Here is a 16877-nt window from a genome sequence, read left to right on the forward strand (position 1 = left end):
CTTTTTTGTTTCAGAACCCCGCCTTGCGCAGCCCTTCCACGAAATGCTGCGTGTCATCTTCCAGCTTGTCCGGCAGAACCCTGGACCAGCGATCCAATGAGAAATTCGGATGCGCTTCGCGATGTTTTTCCGCAATGCTGCGCGCCATTTCTGTATCGCCCATCTGCGCATAGCTGGCGGCCAACATCCGTTGCCCTTCGGTCGGGTTATTCATCTTGTTGACCGATGCGATCACATCCTCATAGCGCCGCAGATTGTAGTAGGCCCCGCCCAGGTGCCACAGGTACTGATCCGGGAAATAAGGGTTCAGGCGCATGGCCTGTTGTAAATGGTTGATTGCGGTTTCATTGTCACCGGAATGCGCCAAGGCATCAGCAAAGTCTGAATGCATATCTGCATCATTCGGGTTCAGCGCAAGCGCCCGCCGGTAGGATTGCAGAGCCGCCTCGTGCTCTTTACGGTAAAGCTGTACATAGCCCAGCTCGCCAAATCCACGGGCATCGGTCGGGTCCAGATCAATCGCGCGCTGCGCCAGAGAGAGCGCCATGTCCAGCGCACCGTTTGGATCCTCGGTCCAGGAATACCGCCAATCGAGGTTCATCGTCCGGGACAAAGCCGCAGCCGCACGGGCATAGCCGCCATCTTGCTGCAGCGCGGTCTGATAGAAACTCTGGGCTTTCTGGTTATCAACACGCGTGTATTTGAAAATGTGCTGCTGACCCTGAAGAACCGATCCATACGCCTGAAGGTCCGACGGGATGGATTGCACCATCCTCTGCTTCTCATGCGCTTCAATCATGACCGCCATCGCGGCAACGATGCATTCGGTCACTTCGTCCAGAATATCAAAGATATCGTCGATCTTGCGGTCAAACCTCTCACCCCAGATCGTGCGTTCTGACTGCGCATCCACCAGTTCCGCCGCGATACGGATGCGGCTGGAAGATCGACGCACGCTGCCGCGCGCAATATAGCGCACGTTCAAACGGCGCGCGGCCTCTTGCGGCGGCAGGGACTGCGCCTTGAACAGGAATGACGAGTTCCGCGCAATGATGAACAGATTGCGAAACTTGGACAGGTTCATGATGATATCGTCCGTCAGTCCTTCGGCAATCCAGCTGTCATTTTCGTCCTGTCCGGCAATCGAAAACGGCAATACGGCCACGGATGGTGTATCGGGGCGCTGCATCAGCAGATCGGGCTGCGGATCGGTCCGCAACGTCGCCGCCATCGTCGCGCCTTCGACCTCGCTGCGGACGCAATAGGTCGCAACGGGCGACATGATGTTCTTGAGCTGTTTTGGCCCCAGAAACTCGTAGCCATAGCGCAGGCGGTTGCGAATCTGGTCATAAACGGCCGAGCTGACATAAACCCTCTCGGGGTCGGCGATCTCTTGCAGCCGCGCGGCGATATTGACGTTGTCGCCATGAATGCCGCGCTCGTCGATCAGAACCTCACCCAGATGCACCCCGGCGCGGAACCGGATTGGGTGCGTCCGACCATGGGTCTGGTTGTGCTGGGCGGCAATGCGGTGCAGTTCGATGCTGAATTCCACTGCGCTGGTGGCGGTTTCGAACAGCGCCAGAATGCCGTCACCCCGCACCTCGACCACGTCGCCTTCGTATGACTTGCAGATAGATTCCAATTGCGAAATCAAAGACTTCAACGCATTATACGTGTCCATCTCGTTTTCGCTCATCAATTTGGAATACCCGACAACATCGGCAAACATCACTGCGCCGAGCTTTTGTCTCATGGGTTTTTCCGAATTGGAACTGTGCACTGATAATACTCGATTGCCCCTGTCGTCGAATCTAACAGGTCCTATATACTTGATTTTACCGCAAAAAGCGGTCGCATTTTTGTGATTTCAGTTACCTTCCCCTTCTTTTGGCGGCCAGGACCAGGCCGGACAGCCACCGGATCCGAAGGAAACCACCGTTTCAGAGCCCAGTTCTTGTGCCAGAGACCCGCGTCGGGCCGCCCAGTCCTGCTGCAACAGGCCGACCACAACTATGTCGTGGAACTGACCATCCGCAAACCAGGCTTGCCGCATTGTGCCCTCGGGTTCAAAGTTCAGCGCGCGCAGCAGATCCAGGCTGCGTTTGTTGTCGGCCCGGCAATATGACGTGATCCGGTTCAGCCCAAGCTGGCGAAAACCGAAATCCACAAGCAAGGCGGCCGCTCGAATTCCAGCGCCACAGCCCCGCGCGGATTTATCCACGAACAAGGCCACAACGGCGTCACGATTGACGCTTGAAATCCCTTCGAATCCGATCACGCCCTGCGAGACACCCCTGTCGGTTTCGATCACGAACCAGCATTTGCTGGGGTTCTCTGCCCCGCTCAGCGCGTCCTCCCACATATGTTCCGTCTGCGCCTGGTTCGGCGGGATACGGCACGCGCGATCAAACAGCGCTATGTCCTGAACATCCTGAAACCAGCGCTGCACGTCTGCCAGATCAGCCTTTTCCAATGGGCGTAATCTGAATGTTCTTTGAGAAGTTTCGGCCATTAGAAATGACCTCCAAAATGAATGCGTAAATATATCCGGATGATACTAACACGAAAACGCGCCAGAGGAGAAAGGGGTATTTCACACATCGTTCCGGGGGTATTTTCCCGCTGACGCGATAGTGGTTGATCACACGAGCCGTGCTATCGCCGGACCGCGGGGTGGCGATCCTCGGGCCGTGGTGGGCAGTTTATGCCTGCCAAGTCCGCGTGACGTTCAAACGGAGCGCTTGCGGAGGCAAATCGCCAGCCCGTGCGAGCGGTCTGGCGATGGCGCGGCGGCCTGTCGGCCTTTTCTCCGAACTTTCTAAATTCAGGTCAAACTACAAGCTTAGGTCACTTGAAGCGATTGATTAGCTTTTTCGTTTTCTGTGATTGAGTCTATCTGTCGCGCCGGGTTTCATCGCGTTTTTTCCAGACACTGCGATGCGCGGCACAAAACACACTCAATGGACCGAGTACGACGACCCAATAGGTGAAAACCACCCAGTTGGGCGCGAATATTATCACCGCAACAAACGTAAAAACAGCCAAAACTTGAATGGCATACCCTTGCCAGCGCGGCATCCTTTCGGCGCGGTCAAGGCACCAGTTGTAACACCAAGCCATTACCGCGCTGAGCTGATACATCTAGCGGCTCAAACCACCATGCAGGTTCGGCATATCCAGCGCGGCGAACCCATAGTGCCGCAACCACCGCAGATCACTATCAAAGAACGCCCGCAGATCGGGAATGCCGTATTTCAGCATCGCCAGACGGTCGATGCCGATGCCAAAGGCAAAGCCCTGATAGACCTCGGGGTCGATCCCACCGGCGGCGATCACCTTGGGGTGGACCATGCCGGAACCAAGAATCTCCATCCAGTCGTCGCCCTCGCCGATCTTCAGCTGACCATTGTCCCAGGAACAGCGGATATCGACCTCGGCCGACGGTTCGGTGAAGGGGAAGTGCGAGGCGCGGAAGCGCAGTTCGACATCGTCGACCTCAAAGAACGCCTTTACGAACTCTTCCAGAACCCATTTCAGGTTCGCCATCGAGATGTCTTTATCAATCGCCAACCCCTCGACCTGATGGAACATCGGCGTGTGGGTCTGGTCATAGTCGGCGCGGTACACGCCGCCCGGGCAGATCACCCGGATCGGTGCGCCCTGTTTCTCCATCGACCGGATCTGAACCGGAGACGTATGCGTCCGCAGCACATGCGGCGGGCGGTTATCACCTTCGGCGCGGTGCATGTAGAACGTGTCCATCTCGGCCCGCGCGGGGTGGTGGCCGGGGATGTTCAGGGCGTCGAAATTGTACCAGTCGTCCTCGATCCGCGGCCCTTCGGCGACGGAGAAACCCAGTTCGGCAAAGATCGCGGTCAGCTCCTCGGTCGCCTGGCTGACCGGGTGGATCGAACCCTGACGGCGCGCGCGGGTCGGCAAAGTGACGTCCAGCCATTCGGTGCGCAGACGCTCGTCCAATGCGGCATCGGCCAAAGCGGCCTTTTTGGCGGAGAGCGCTGAGTTGATCTCATCCTTCAGGGCGTTCAGCGCGGGGCCTGCGACCTGACGTTCCTCGGGCGTCATTTTGCCCAGCTCGCGCATCTTCAGCGCGACCTCGCCCTTTTTGCCCACGGCGGCGACGCGGATCGCCTCAAGCGCGTTTTCGTCGCCCGCGTCGGCGATCTGCCCCAGATATTTTGCCTTAAGATCGTCCATGACGCCCTCTGAATTTGGTCGCCAACCTGCTATCGGGCCAGCCCCACGAATGCAAGCGGGACCGGGTGGATCAATAGCTGTATTCGGGGAAAATCCGGGTCAGGTCGCCGTTCCAGTCGCCATTGTAATGATCCAGCAACTCATCAGACGGAACCTTGCCGGTCTCAAGGCTGTCTTTCAGCGCGTTCAGGAAATGCGTTTCATCGGGGACCAGACCGCCCGCACCGGGGAAGGCACGGGATTTCAGACCGGCCTCAGAGATCGCCACAACCTCACGTGCCAGATCGTGCATGTTGATGTTGCCGACCTGCGCTTGCAAGCCGTCCTTGGCAGCTTCAATGCGCAGGGCCTCGCGGGTTTCGGCATCCCAGCCTTTGACCAGATCCCACGCCGCATCCAGTGCGGTTTGGTCATAGGTCAGGCCAACCCAGAACGCTGGCAGCGCGCACAGACGACGCCACGGGCCGCCATCGGCGCCGCGCATCTCCATGAATTTCTTGATCCGCGCTTCGGGGAAGGCGGTGGTCAGGTGGTCGGCCCAGTCTGACAGGGTGGGTGTCTCACCGGGCAGCGCGGGCAGTTCGCCCTTCAGGAAATCGCGGAAGGACATGCCCAACGCGTTGATATACTCGCCGTCGCGATAGACGAAATACATCGGCACATCGAGCGCGTATTGCACGTAGCGTTCGAACCCGAAGCCTTCTTCGAACACGAAAGGCAGCATCCCGGTGCGGGCATCGTCCAGATGCCGCCAGATATAGCTGCGCCAGCTTTTCTGGCCGTTCACCTTGCCCTCAAAGAACGGAGAATTAGCGAACAGCGCCGTCGCAACCGGCTGCAAGGCCAGCGCCACACGCAGTTTCTGCACCATATCGGCCTCGGACCCGAAGTCGATATTGACCTGAACCGTACAGGTCCGCCGCATCATGGCGCGGCCCATGGTGCCGACCTTCTCCATGTAGTCGTTCATCAACCGATAACGGCCTTTGGGCATCAGCGGCATCTCGTCATGGGTCCAGATCGGGGCCGCGCCCAGACCGATGAAGCCCACGCCGATCTCGTCGGCGATGTCCTTCACCTCGCGCAGGTGGACGTTCACCTCATCGCAGGTCTCGTGGATCGTTCTAAGGGGCGCTCCGGACAGTTCAAGCGCGCCACCGGGTTCAAGGCTGACATTTGCCCCGTCTTTCTCAAGCCCGATCAGATGCCCGGCTTCGCGCACCTCGGCCCAGCCATGACGGTCGCGCAACCCTTCTAGCACCGCGACAATCGAACGGGTGCCTTCAAACGGCAAGGGTTTCAGCGTGTCTTTGCAATAGCCGAACTTTTCGTGCTCGGTGCCGATGCGCCAATCGTCCTTGGGCTTGCAGCCCGATTCCAGATATTCGGCCAGTTGTTCGTGGCGCTCGATCGGTCCGCCGCCGGATTGGGGGATGGACATGATGCGTGCTCCGATCCTGATGTGTCTTTCGTTGGGTCAGTCGTGGGGGCAAACCGTGCCGGTGTCAATGCAGCCGCAGATGCGCGGGGCGCATTGATTGTTTTTCCCAGATCACAACCGGGTGCACAGCGCCACCGTTCAGTTCCGCCAGCATTTGTTCGGTTTTCAGCCCGGGCAGCGCGGAAAACACGTCAAACAGCGCCTCGGCCCCTTCGGCATTCACAGGAATGTGAAGCGTCGGTTGCCCCGGCTGATGCAGGATCCAGTGCGCCGGAGACGATGTGGGATCCAGCGCCAGCCTCTCAATCTCGCGCGTGGCCACCATACCGCCGTCCAACGGGCCGAGATAGGTGATCTGGCCCTCATCAATGGTTACGACGCCGGGACCGCCTGCACCCCGGCGAAACCGGGCGCGTTGGACGCCGATCACGGCGAGAGCGACCGAGACCAGAACCAGCACCCAGCCCAGCCAGCCAAGCAGACCGCCCGGCCCGCTGATCCAGCTGAGGCCAAGGATAAGAACAAACCCCGCCACCAGCACCTCGCGCCAGCGCCACAGGGCCAGTTTTGCTTCGGGTCGAATGAAACTCATACCATGTCCTCGGGGTTGTTGAACAGAATAAGCGAGAAATGGCCCGCAGGTTGGAAACCTATAGCTTTGTAGGCTCTCACCGCGGCCTCAGACGCGGCAAAAAGCACCGCGCGGGTTGCACCGCCCCGGCGTGCCTCTTGCAAATGCAAAGCGACGGCGAGGCGCGCGTAGCCACGACCTCGCAGGTCCGGAGGTGTATAGACACCGCCGATCTGCACAACCTGAGGCAAACGCACATTGAACCCGGTCATGGCGACGGGCCGACCCCGGACAATCAGAACTCGATGCGAGTCTCGCTTTGCGTAGGATTCATAGTCTCGTGCAGCATGCTTTCGCGCCCGGTCGGCCGGAAACTCCATGACTTCGATCAGATAATCCCTACGCCACTTTTCAGTTACCTCCCGGTCGAGGTCGCCGAGTGGCACCAGCTCTGCGTCCGTGGCATCCGGCAGGATCAGCCGATCCAAATCCAGCGTAAAGCTCGGCTCATCGCTGTTCAAAGTCGCTTGCCTGTTTTCCCACCCGGCCAAACGCATGATCCGCCGTGTTTGCGTTGCCTCCCCCGCCACGCCGAAGAGTTTACGACCACGGATCAAGTCAATTGCATCCACCAACTCCTGATCCGGGCAGTCCGGACATTGCGGCAGGACCATGCCTTCGTTGGTCATGGCAAGAATGGCCCGAGGATCTTTGTCCAGCATCCAGATATTCACTGCGCGCGGGTCGGTGCCGCGCAAGCCATAATCACGCAGATTGGCCAATGGGAACATTGAGGTCTGGATGTGCTGCGACAGGAACGTATCGATCCGGGGCAGATCCTCGACCTGCGCCAAACGCCAGCTCACGCCCAGTCTCCCAACGCCTGCTGCCACACCGTCAGCGCCGCCACAGTCGCCGTATCCGCACGCAATATGCGCGGGCCTAGGCTGACGACATGCGCATAAGGTAAGCCGGTCAGGCGCGCCCGTTCTCGGTCGGAAAACCCACCCTCGGGGCCGATCAGGATGGCCCAGGGCTGGCCTTTTTCTTTGGCCGCCAGACGCAGACCGGAACCAACCTCGGCCTCGTTGCAGAACATCAACTGGCGTCCCTTGGGCCACGTATCCAACACCCGGTCGAGCCGCTGCAGCTCGGCTACCTCGGGCACAAAAGTCCCGCCGCATTGTTCGGCGGCCTCGACCGCATGCGCCTGCAGGCGATCCTGACGGATACGTTCGGAATTGGTGAATTCAGTCTGCACGGGCAGAATCCGCGCTGCGCCCATTTCTGCTGCCTTTTCAACGATAAAATCGGTCCGCGCTTTTTTGATCGGCGCGAACAGAAACCAAAGGTCCGGCGGCAGCTGCAGCGGTCTGGATTGCTCGACACAGGCCAGAACACCGCCCCGTTTGCCAGCTTCGGTGACCTCGGTCAGCCACTCTCCATCCTGCCCGTTGAACAGGGCCACGTGGCCGCCGACCGACAAGCGCATAACGCCAAACAGGTAATGCGCCTGCTCGCGCGTCAAAGGAACCGATTGCCCCGGACCCAGAGGGTGCTCTACATACAGTCTGATTTTTGCAGTCATGAGACCTTACATATGCAAGGCAATGCCCCAACACCAGATGGTCAGGTCGCCGATGCGGTCACCGGCAATTGGGTCGACACCCATGCCCCCGCTTTCGCACGGCCCTATCTACGGCTCAGCCGTGCAGACCGGCCCATCGGCACATGGTTGCTGTTGATCCCCTGCTGGTGGGGTCTGGCGCTGGCGATCCTCGGCGATGGGTCGCCAAGGTGGGAGGATTTGTGGATCGCCATTGGCTGCGCTATCGGAGCTTTCCTGATGCGTGGCGCTGGCTGCACATGGAACGATATCACCGACCGCGAGTTCGACGGGCAGGTCGAACGCACCCGGTCGCGCCCGATTCCATCGGGTCAGGTCACGGTGAAACAGGCCGTGATCTGGATGGGTCTGCAATGCCTTCTGGCGCTGGGTATTCTTCTGACCTTCAATCAGGCCGCCATCGCCATGGGCGTTCTGTCCTTGCTGCCGGTGGCGATCTACCCTTTTGCCAAACGATTTACGTGGTGGCCGCAGGTGTTTCTGGGGCTGGCCTTCAACTGGGGTGCTTTGCTGGCGTGGGCCGCCCATACGGGATCGGTGGGGTGGCCTGCCATCGTTCTGTATCTGTCCGGTATCGCGTGGACGCTGTTCTATGACACCATCTATGCCCATCAGGACGCCGAAGACGATGAACTGATCGGCATCAAATCCACCGCGCGCCTGTTTGGATCCGATACGGCCCGCTGGCTTAAGTATTTCCTGGTCGCAACCGTGTCGTTGATGGGCGTGGCCATTATCGACGCGGGGATTCCCCATGCCTCGATTCTGGCGCTGGTGGTGGCACTGGGCGGACCATGGGCCATGGGATGGCATATGGCATGGCAATTGCGCGGCCTGGACACCGAGGACAACGCCAAGCTGCTGCAATTGTTCCGCGCCAATCGCGACACCGGCCTAATTCCGCTGATCTTCCTCTGCGTTGCCCTATTGCTCTGATTGCACCTTTGCGCAGTGGCCGGTATGAGTCCGGGACCAATCGCCCGAGGAACCTCAAGCTCGCCCATGCGTCTGCCTTATCCTATTGTTGCCGTTCTAATTTTTGTGGTGTCCGCCGCGTTGGCCTTGCTCGCCGCCGAATCTGCGGTGACCCGGATCGAGGACGCATCCGAACTGGCGGTGCGTCGGGCGCTGAACTTGAAAGGCCACGACTGGGCCGAAGTACAATCCGACGGGTTGCGGGTTGTTCTGACCGGTACCGCCCCAGACGAGGCGACCCGGTTTAACGCTCTGACCGCCGCAGGGACCGAGGTCGATACATCCCGGGTCATTGATGAAATGGACGTAGCTCCGACCGCCGACCTGACGCCGCCACGGTTTTCGGCTGAAATCTTGCGCAATGACAGCGGAATATCGGTCATCGGGCTGGTCCCGGCCAGTGTCGACCGCGAAGCTTTGATGAACAGCCTGCAGGATCTGGATGACGACGCTACGGTCTCGGATCTGATGGAAACAGCCGATTACCCCAAGCCCAAGGGCTGGGACGAGGCGATTGCCTATTCGGTCAGTGCGTTGTCGAAACTGCCGCGCGCCAAAATCTCGGCCAGCCCCGGTCTGGTCCGGATCACCGCCATCGCCGATAGCCAGCAGGAAAAAGATCGCCTGCAGCAGGACCTGACCCGCGCCGCGCCGCCCACGTTGCGGATCGGACTTGCCATTTCAGCCCCGCGCCCGGTGATCACACCCTTCACCCTGCGCTATCTGATCGACGATCAGGGCGGTCAGTTCGACGCCTGTTCAGCACAGGATGAGGAAGCCCGGGAAACCATCGTCGCAGCCGCCAAAGAAGCAGGCCTCTCCGGCCCCTATACCTGCACCATCGGCCTGGGCGTGCCGTCGCCCAACTGGGCCACCGCCGCCGAGATGAGCATCCGCGCTCTGGCCGAGATCGGGCACGGCAGCGTGACCCTGTCGGATGCGGATATCTCGCTGGTGGCGGCGCAAGGCACCAACCCGGCGCAGTTCGACCGGGTGGTGGGAGAATTGGAAAGTGCTCTGCCCGAGGTCTTTGCCCTACACGCGGTGCTGCCGGAGCCCGAAGAGGATACGGCGTCCGGGCCGGTCGAATTCACAGCCACCCGCAGTCCGGAAGGTCTTGTGCAATTGCGTGGCCGCGTCGGGGATGAAACGTTGCGGAACATGACCGACAGTTACGCGCGCGCGGCGTTTGGGTCCGGGCAGGTGCACACCGCCACGCGGATCGCGCCAGATTTGCCTATCGACTGGCCGGTGCGTGTTCTGGCCGGGCTTGAGGCGCTGGCGCAGCTTCACAACGGCGCCCTGACTGTCACCCCCGAAACGGTGGACCTGTCCGGCATCGCGCGTGATCCGGGCGCCAAGGCGCGCATCGCCGGGCAATTGTCGGAAAAGCTGGGCAGTGCACAGGATTACACCCTGTCGATCACCTATGTCGAACCGCCTGAGCCCGAAGACGCCCTGCCCGATCCCGAAATCTGCGAAGAACGCATTGCCGAGGTTCAATCGGTGAGCAAGATCGCCTTTGAGCCTGGCTCGGCCACGATTGCCGCAGACTCGCGCGATGCCGTCAATCAGATCGCGGATATCCTGCGTGAATGCGGGCCGATCCGGATGGAGATTCAGGGCCATACCGACAGTCAGGGCCGCGAGGAAATGAACCAGAACCTCAGCCAGGCGCGGGCACAGTCCATCCTGAACGAACTGCGCGGACGACGCATTCCAACCTCAAGCTATACCGCCATCGGCTATGGCGAAACACAACCCATCGCCGACAATGACACCGAAGAGGGCCGCGAGGAAAACCGTAGGATCGAATTCCGCCTGATCCGGCCCGAACCGGTGCCCAATACCGAAACCGGCCTTGACGCGATCGAAGCCGAGGCTGAACAGCAGCCGGACACGCCCGCCGCAGATGCGGATGCAGAGGACCAGTAAGTTGAACAGAACCGAATTCATCATCGCCACCGCCATTATCCTGTTCGCCGCCGTCTGCATGGGTTGGTTCGCCAATTGGCTGGCACACCGCCTGTCGCGCGTGCGTCAAAGCGACGTGGCCGATCTGGACCGGATGAGCCAGGACCTGCACGAGGCCGAAGAAACCCGCGATCAGGCAATCACCTATCTGCAACAGCGTGAAGGCGAATTGACCAATCAATTGACTCAGGCCGAGGCAGAACTTGCCGCCGCCATGGAAGGTCTGCGCGCGGCCCGGCAAGAAGCCGAGGAACTGCGCGGTCGGATTAACAACGCGGATTAGTAAATTTTCTCCGGATTGATATCTTCGGGCTTTCGAACTGTTGAACGTAACACGAACCTGACCCAACAGTCATAGTCGGACCGGCAACAAGGTGAACGTTCGACATCAAAGCACGCCCCAGATCAAACATCCTTTGAACAGAGAAATCAGGCGCAGAAGTGCTGATCAGCATGACGCACTGCAGAAAATGTCTGCTGTTGAGCCCAAACCTTCGCAATGCTGCAGTGTGCTTGAAGGGCGGTTTTCATTTCTTAGGCCGCGCTGACCCGAATCCTGCGCAAAAACTCCTCTGGCGCTGAACAGCGCATGAAACGGGTCGCTCGAAAGCACGTCCAAGCCGTAGACGATCATCTACCAATGATCGAAAGGCATGAAAATGGAACTCAAAGACAAAACCTTTATCGTCACCGGAGCAAGCAGCGGAATCGGTGCAGCGGCTTCACTTTTGCTCGCCTCAAAAGGGGCGAACGTTGTCCTCGGGGCACGCAGGAAAGCGGAACTTGATCAGGTTGTCGAGCAGATCAAGCAAGGCAACGGAAATGCCGTTTGCCTGTCCGGTGACGTGAGCGACGAAACCTACGCACAGGCGCTTGTGAGCTGCGCAAAGAAGGAATTCGGTGGTCTTGACGGGGCATTCAATAACGCGGGGATGACAGGTGACATGGGCCCTGTCCCGGAAATGCAGTCCAGCAACTGGCATACAGTCATGGATGTCAATCTTAGCAGTGGTTTCTACGCGGCAAAGTATCAAATACCTGCGCTGCTCGAAAACGGTGGTGGGTCCATCGTTTTCACATCCTCATTTGTGGGGCATACGATTGGGTTGCCGGGCATGGCGGCTTATGCGGCTGCCAAGGCAGGCCTGATCGGTATGACTCAGGTGCTCGCGGCAGAGCATGGTTCTGAGAACATACGTGTCAATGCCCTCCTGCCAGGAGGCACCATGACTCCCATGGCAGGGGATGACGCCGGTTTCCACGAAGTTGTACGTGGTCTCCATGCATTGAAACGGATGGCCGAGCCGTCAGAAATCGCGCAAGTTGCTACGTTTTTGCTTTCTGAGGACGCGTCATTCGTGACCGGCAGCGCCATAGTTGCTGACGGTGGAAACTCGATTAACAAATTCTAAGCGCAGAAGAGCGGACATTGGCCTTCAAACGTCAATGGCCGCATCGTCCACCCTGCCGACATCGGGTCAGAACTGCTTGGCGTTTGGGTCAATACCGCGTGACCCAGCTCTCTGATTTGATCCAGAAAATTTCGCGTCAGGGGTCAGACAATTGCGAGGTTCCACCCCACCGCGTCAGCGCATCTTCATCCTCGTCTTTGGCGGCAACCCATTCCGCACCCGACCGGGTGATCTCTTTCTTCCAGAACGGCGCGCGGGATTTTAGGTAATCCATCAGGTATTCCGCCGCCTCAAACGCATCTTTGCGATGTGGCGATGCGGTTGCGACCATCATGATCCGATCCCCCGGCGCAAGGCGTCCGTGGCGGTGGATCACCAGTACATCGCCCAGCGCCCAGCGCTTTTGTGCCTCTTCCGCAATTTGGGTCAGGGCGCGTTCGGTCATGCCTGGGTAGTGTTCGATCTCCATCACATCCAGATCGCCCGAGGCCAGATCGCGCACAACACCGGTAAAGGTCACGATGGCCCCATTCGCGTTGTCTCCGGCGGCAAAGGCGTTGGCCTCGGCCCCCAGATCGAACGGGTCTTCCTGAACGACGATGCGCATGGGTCAGCCGCCTGTCATGGGCGGAAAAAATGCTACCTCTCGCACACCAGCCAATGGCGCGTCAAAGTCGGACAATTCCTGATCCAAAGCCACCCGCAGAGCTGACAGGTCAGCAAAAGCTGCGGCATATCGATCTTCCCGCGCCGTAAGCTCGGCGACCAGCTCGTTAACCGTGGCGGCCTGCGTTTCGACCTTTTCCTTCGGCAAGCCGATCCGTTCGCGCACCCAGGCGAAATACAGCACGTCCATCGCTTAGCTCTCCTTCAGATGGGGCATGGCTTTACGTAGGTAGTCGTAGCCGGTGATCAATGTCAGCGTCGCGGCAATCCACAACAGCCACAGACCGATCCGGCCCGACCAGAACATGCCCTCAACATGCCAGCGCAGCCCGTATATATCCTCGATCTGACCCGTCAGCACCTGATCCAGCGTCGTGGCATCCATCCCGAACGATCCCATCACAAAATGATGCTCGAAAATGCCCTGCGAGAACAGGATGGCGATCGCCACCATCTGCGCAGTGGTTTTCCACTTGGCCAGCTTGGTCACCTTCAGCGTCCCGGCCACATCGCCCAGATATTCGCGCAGGCCCGAGACAAAGACCTCGCGGAACAGAATCACGGTGGCAGGCAGCACCAGCCAGGGTGTCCAGTGCTCGGCGGAATAGCCCACAAGGATCATCAGCGCGATGACCACCATCGCCTTGTCGGCAATCGGGTCCAGCATCGCGCCGATCTTGGTTTCCTGCTTCCATGCACGCGCCAGATAGCCATCGAACCAGTCGGTGATTGCTGCCGAAAGGAACAGGATCAGCGCGAACCAATCCGCGTAGGGACGGGTGAAATACAAAAACATCACAGCCAGACCGGGTGCCGCCAGCAGGCGCAGCACGGTCAGGATATTGGGCAGGTTCCATTTCATAGGGCGACACTACATCGCCGGTTGGAGACAGAAAAGACAACCTTGCAAAAAACTGACCCGATCACAGATGGTTGCAGCAGTGACGGTCAAAGGGTCGCAACCCCGCACTCTCAATCAGATACATCTTGGCGCGCGATCGCTTTGCCGTCAGATTGGCGGGCGGTTCGACCCAAGAGTGACAGCAAAGATGACCCCGCATATTCAAACCGACCCAAGATCGAACCTGATCGGCAGCACCTGGATGATTGCCGCAATGGCCCTGTTCGCGCTTGAGGACGCCTTGCTGAAGGGGGCCTCGGCCTCTCTGCCGATCTGGCAGGTTCTGGTGTTGTTTGGTACGGGCGGGGCGATTGTCTTTGCCGTGGTGGCCCTGCTGCGGGGAACAAGGCTGTTTCAGCCGGATGTGCTGTCACGGCCGATGAAAGTGCGCGTTCTGTTCGAAATCCTGGGGCGGTTGTTCTATGTACTGGCCATCGCCCTGACGCCCCTGTCCTCGGCCACGGTAATCCTGCAGGCCACACCCCTGGTCGTGGTCGCGGGGGCGGCCCTGTTCTTTGGGGAAACCGTCGGCTGGCGGCGATGGAGCGCCATTGTGGTTGGCCTCATCGGCGTCGTCATCATCATTCAGCCGACCGGAGCCAGCTTTTCAGCGCTGTCTATACTTGCAGTCCTTGGGATGCTGGGCTTTGCCGGGCGCGATCTGGCCAGCCGCGCCGCGCCTGCATCGTTGAGCACAGAAGTTCTGGGCTTTTACGGATTTCTCTGCATCGTCATCGCTGGCGTGACCTACCGATTTTGGGAGGGCGCGCCGATTGCCTCCGTGGACCCGCAAACCAGCCTGCATGTGGGTGGGGCTGTCGTGATGGGCACCGCCGCCTATGCCTCGCTGATGAAGGCAATGCGGATGGGTGAGGTCTCCGCCGTCACACCGTTTCGCTATTCGCGGTTGCTGTTCGGCGTCGGTTTGGGCGTGGTGATGTTTGGTGAACGGCTGGATCAGACCATGTGGATCGGCAGCGCGCTGATCGTGGCCTCGGGACTCTATATCCTTTGGCGTGGACGGCAGGCCTAACCCTTGTCGTGGAAAAAGTCATAGACCTTCTGCGCCAGCCCGGCCGATATCCCCTCCACCGCCTGAAGGTCAGCCAGATTGGCGCGGCTAACAGCCTTGGCGCTTCCAAAATGCGCCAATAGTGCCCGTTTGCGCGTCGCGCCCACACCGGGGATTTCGTCCAATGGTGTCGCACCCACGGCCTTGGCGCGTTTCGCACGGTGAGTGCCAATGGCAAAGCGGTGTGCTTCGTCCCGCAAACGTTGGATGAAATACAGAACCGGGTCGTTGCGTTTCAAGGCAAAGGGGCGCTGGCCGATGCGATGGAACTCCTCTTTACCATGATCGCGATCGACACCCTTGGCCACGCCAACCATCGGGATGTCTTCGACACCGTGCTCTACCATGATCTCTTGAACCGCAATCACCTGCCCGGCCCCTCCATCGATCAGCAGGAGGTCGGGCCACATACCTTTTTCGCGATCCGGGTCTTCCTTTTGCAGCCGGGTGAAACGACGTGTCAGCACCTCTTTCATCATGCCGAAATCATCGCCGGGGGTCAGATCATCGCCGCGAATGTTGAACTTGCGATAGGCGTTTTTCATGAACCCCTCGGGGCCTGCCACGATCATCCCGCCCACCGCATTGGTACCCTGAATGTGGCTGTTATCATAAACCTCGATCCGTTCCGGCGGGGTGTCGAGATCGAAGGCCTCGGCCACACCGCGCAACAGCTTGGCCTGCGTCGCGCTTTCTGACATGCGACGGGCCAGCGACTCGCGCGCGTTACGCAGGGCACCTGCGACCAGTTCCTGTTTCTCCCCACGCTGAGGCACCAGGATTTCGACCTTGCGCCCGGCCTTCTCGGTCAGCGCTTCCTGCATCAGATCCGCGTTTTCGATGGCATCGGACAGGATCAGCTGACGCGGCGGTTCCTTGTTGTCGTAGAACTGGCCTAGGAAAGCCTCCATCACCTCAGCCGGGGACACATAGGCCCCGACCCGAGGGTAAAAGTCCTTGTTGCCCCAATTCTGGTTGGCGCGGATGAAAAACACCTGAACGCAGGCTTGTCCGCTGTCCATATACAAGCCGATCACATCCGCCTCGGTCACACCACGCGGGTTGATGCCTTGCGACGTCTGCACCTGCGTCAGCGCCCGGATGCGGTCGCGCAACCCGGCGGCCCGTTCGAACTCCATCGCCTCGGACGCGGCCATCATCTGATCGGCCAGATCCTCTTGTACTTTGGTGGATCGACCCGACAGGAACCGTTCCGCATCTTTGACGCTTTCGCGGTAATCCTCTTTCGAGATCAATCCGACGCACGGCCCGGAGCACCGCTTGATCTGGTAGAGCAAACAGGGCCGTGTGCGGCTGTCGAACATGGAATCCGAGCAGTTGCGCAGCAGGAATGCCTTTTGCAACTGGTTCAGCGTTCTATTGACCGCACCTGCGCTGGCGAAGGGGCCGAAATAGGCACCCTTTTCCTTCTTCGCGCCGCGATGTTTCTTGATCTGCGGAAAGGCGTGATCCTTGGCGACCAGTATATTGGGAAAACTCTTATCGTCGCGCAGCAGCACATTGTATTTGGGCTTGAGCTGCTTGATCAGGTTCTGTTCCAGCAGCAGTGCCTCGGTCTCGGTCCGGGTCGTCAGAAACATCATCGACGCGGTCGAAGCAATCATCTTCTCGATCCGCCCCGAATGCCCGGGGCGCGTGTAATTCGACACCCGCGCCTTTAGGTTCCGTGCCTTGCCGACATACAGAACGCGGCTATCGGCATCCAACATCCGGTACACGCCGGGCGAGCTGTCCAGCGTCTTAACGTAACGCTGAATGCAGGCATAACCGGTTGGGGAAGATTCGTTTTGGATGGTCATGATACCGAGATATGATTCTCTGACCATGGCTGCAATCTTGAGCGCTTCAGATCAAGAGAAAACAAATCCACGGAATCTGTGGATAACTGTGCTGATAAGTTTTGGGGCAACGAGATTTTCCCTTAATTCATTAAGGATTCCCCAGTTTGCCTAAAAATTAGGCACTTCTTTAAGTTATTGTTTTTGTTTATTATTTTTTT

General features: G+C 59.2%; 17 protein-coding genes. 5 read left to right on the forward strand and 12 right to left on the reverse strand.

Annotation, left to right across the window (positions count from 1 at the left end; genetic code table 11):
* Positions 1-10: 10 nt before the first annotated feature.
* From ACP0GE_RS10720 to ACP0GE_RS10755, 8 genes are all read right to left on the reverse strand, one after another.
* Positions 11-1756, reverse strand: coding sequence for an adenylate/guanylate cyclase domain-containing protein (locus ACP0GE_RS10720; RefSeq protein ID WP_424831941.1), 1746 nt, complete (start codon positions 1754-1756; stop codon positions 11-13).
* Positions 1757-1870: 114 nt separating this feature from the next.
* Complete coding sequence (locus ACP0GE_RS10725; protein WP_424831942.1) at positions 1871-2515, reverse strand: GNAT family N-acetyltransferase; 645 nt, start codon at positions 2513-2515, stop codon at positions 1871-1873.
* A gap of 380 nt (positions 2516-2895) precedes the next feature.
* Entirely contained in the window at positions 2896-3144 is a 249-nt protein-coding gene (locus ACP0GE_RS10730; RefSeq protein WP_424831943.1) for a hypothetical protein, read from the reverse strand.
* The gene (pheS, locus tag ACP0GE_RS10735; RefSeq protein WP_424831944.1) at positions 3145-4218 is read right to left on the reverse strand and encodes a phenylalanine--tRNA ligase subunit alpha; all 1074 of its coding nucleotides are present in this window, start codon (positions 4216-4218) and stop codon (positions 3145-3147) included.
* Between the two features lie 70 nt (positions 4219-4288).
* A complete protein-coding gene (locus ACP0GE_RS10740) occupies positions 4289-5659 on the reverse strand; it encodes a glutamate--cysteine ligase (RefSeq protein ID WP_424831945.1) in 1371 nt (456 codons plus the stop codon).
* Between the two features lie 64 nt (positions 5660-5723).
* Positions 5724-6251 carry a hypothetical protein gene (locus tag ACP0GE_RS10745; protein ID WP_424831946.1) on the reverse strand — a complete coding sequence of 176 codons (528 nt, stop codon included), beginning with the start codon at positions 6249-6251 and terminating at the stop codon, positions 5724-5726.
* Complete coding sequence (locus ACP0GE_RS10750; RefSeq protein WP_424831947.1) at positions 6248-7096, reverse strand: GNAT family N-acetyltransferase; 849 nt, start codon at positions 7094-7096, stop codon at positions 6248-6250. Before ACP0GE_RS10750 ends, ACP0GE_RS10745 begins: the two co-directional genes overlap by 4 nt.
* Positions 7093-7818, reverse strand: a complete 726-nt coding sequence (locus ACP0GE_RS10755) for a 16S rRNA (uracil(1498)-N(3))-methyltransferase (protein WP_424831948.1) — start codon at positions 7816-7818, stop codon at positions 7093-7095. The genes ACP0GE_RS10750 and ACP0GE_RS10755 overlap by 4 nt, the downstream gene beginning before the upstream one ends.
* 12 nt (positions 7819-7830) lie before the next feature.
* Between ACP0GE_RS10755 and ubiA the strand changes: the two genes are divergently transcribed.
* The 4 genes from ubiA (at position 7831) to ACP0GE_RS10775 (ending at position 12218) form a co-directional block, all read left to right on the forward strand.
* A complete protein-coding gene (ubiA, locus tag ACP0GE_RS10760; RefSeq protein WP_424831949.1) occupies positions 7831-8793 on the forward strand; it encodes a 4-hydroxybenzoate octaprenyltransferase in 963 nt (320 codons plus the stop codon).
* Between the two features lie 66 nt (positions 8794-8859).
* Positions 8860-10767, forward strand: coding sequence for an OmpA family protein (locus tag ACP0GE_RS10765; RefSeq protein WP_424831950.1), 1908 nt, complete (start codon positions 8860-8862; stop codon positions 10765-10767).
* A 1-nt stretch (position 10768) separates the two neighbouring features.
* The gene (locus ACP0GE_RS10770; protein ID WP_424831951.1) at positions 10769-11089 is read left to right on the forward strand and encodes a hypothetical protein; all 321 of its coding nucleotides are present in this window, start codon (positions 10769-10771) and stop codon (positions 11087-11089) included.
* 376 nt (positions 11090-11465) lie between these two features.
* Complete coding sequence (locus tag ACP0GE_RS10775) at positions 11466-12218, forward strand: SDR family oxidoreductase (RefSeq protein WP_424833839.1); 753 nt, start codon at positions 11466-11468, stop codon at positions 12216-12218.
* A 136-nt stretch (positions 12219-12354) separates the two neighbouring features.
* Here ACP0GE_RS10775 and ACP0GE_RS10780 read toward each other — a convergent pair whose 3' ends face one another.
* The 3 genes from ACP0GE_RS10780 to pgsA are packed head-to-tail and all read right to left on the reverse strand — an operon-like array spanning position 12355 to position 13746.
* Positions 12355-12825 (reverse strand): molybdenum cofactor biosynthesis protein MoaE, encoded by a 471-nt coding sequence (locus ACP0GE_RS10780; protein WP_424831952.1) that lies wholly within the window; start codon positions 12823-12825, stop codon positions 12355-12357.
* A gap of 3 nt (positions 12826-12828) precedes the next feature.
* On the reverse strand, positions 12829-13074 hold the full coding sequence (moaD, locus tag ACP0GE_RS10785) for a molybdopterin converting factor subunit 1 (RefSeq protein ID WP_424831953.1): 246 nt from the start codon (positions 13072-13074) through the stop codon (positions 12829-12831).
* Positions 13075-13077: 3 nt separating this feature from the next.
* A complete protein-coding gene (pgsA, locus tag ACP0GE_RS10790; protein WP_424831954.1) occupies positions 13078-13746 on the reverse strand; it encodes a CDP-diacylglycerol--glycerol-3-phosphate 3-phosphatidyltransferase in 669 nt (222 codons plus the stop codon).
* Positions 13747-13933: 187 nt separating this feature from the next.
* Here pgsA and ACP0GE_RS10795 point away from each other — a divergent pair, with 187 nt between their 5' ends.
* A complete protein-coding gene (locus ACP0GE_RS10795; RefSeq protein WP_424831955.1) occupies positions 13934-14818 on the forward strand; it encodes a DMT family transporter in 885 nt (294 codons plus the stop codon).
* Here the strand turns inward: ACP0GE_RS10795 and uvrC are convergent.
* Entirely contained in the window at positions 14815-16704 is a 1890-nt protein-coding gene (gene uvrC, locus ACP0GE_RS10800) for an excinuclease ABC subunit UvrC (protein WP_424831956.1), read from the reverse strand. The genes ACP0GE_RS10795 and uvrC overlap by 4 nt on opposite strands.
* Positions 16705-16877: the final 173 nt, after the last annotated feature.

Source organism: Ruegeria sp., from assembly GCF_965243365.1.
Lineage (GTDB): Bacteria > Pseudomonadota > Alphaproteobacteria > Rhodobacterales > Rhodobacteraceae > Ruegeria.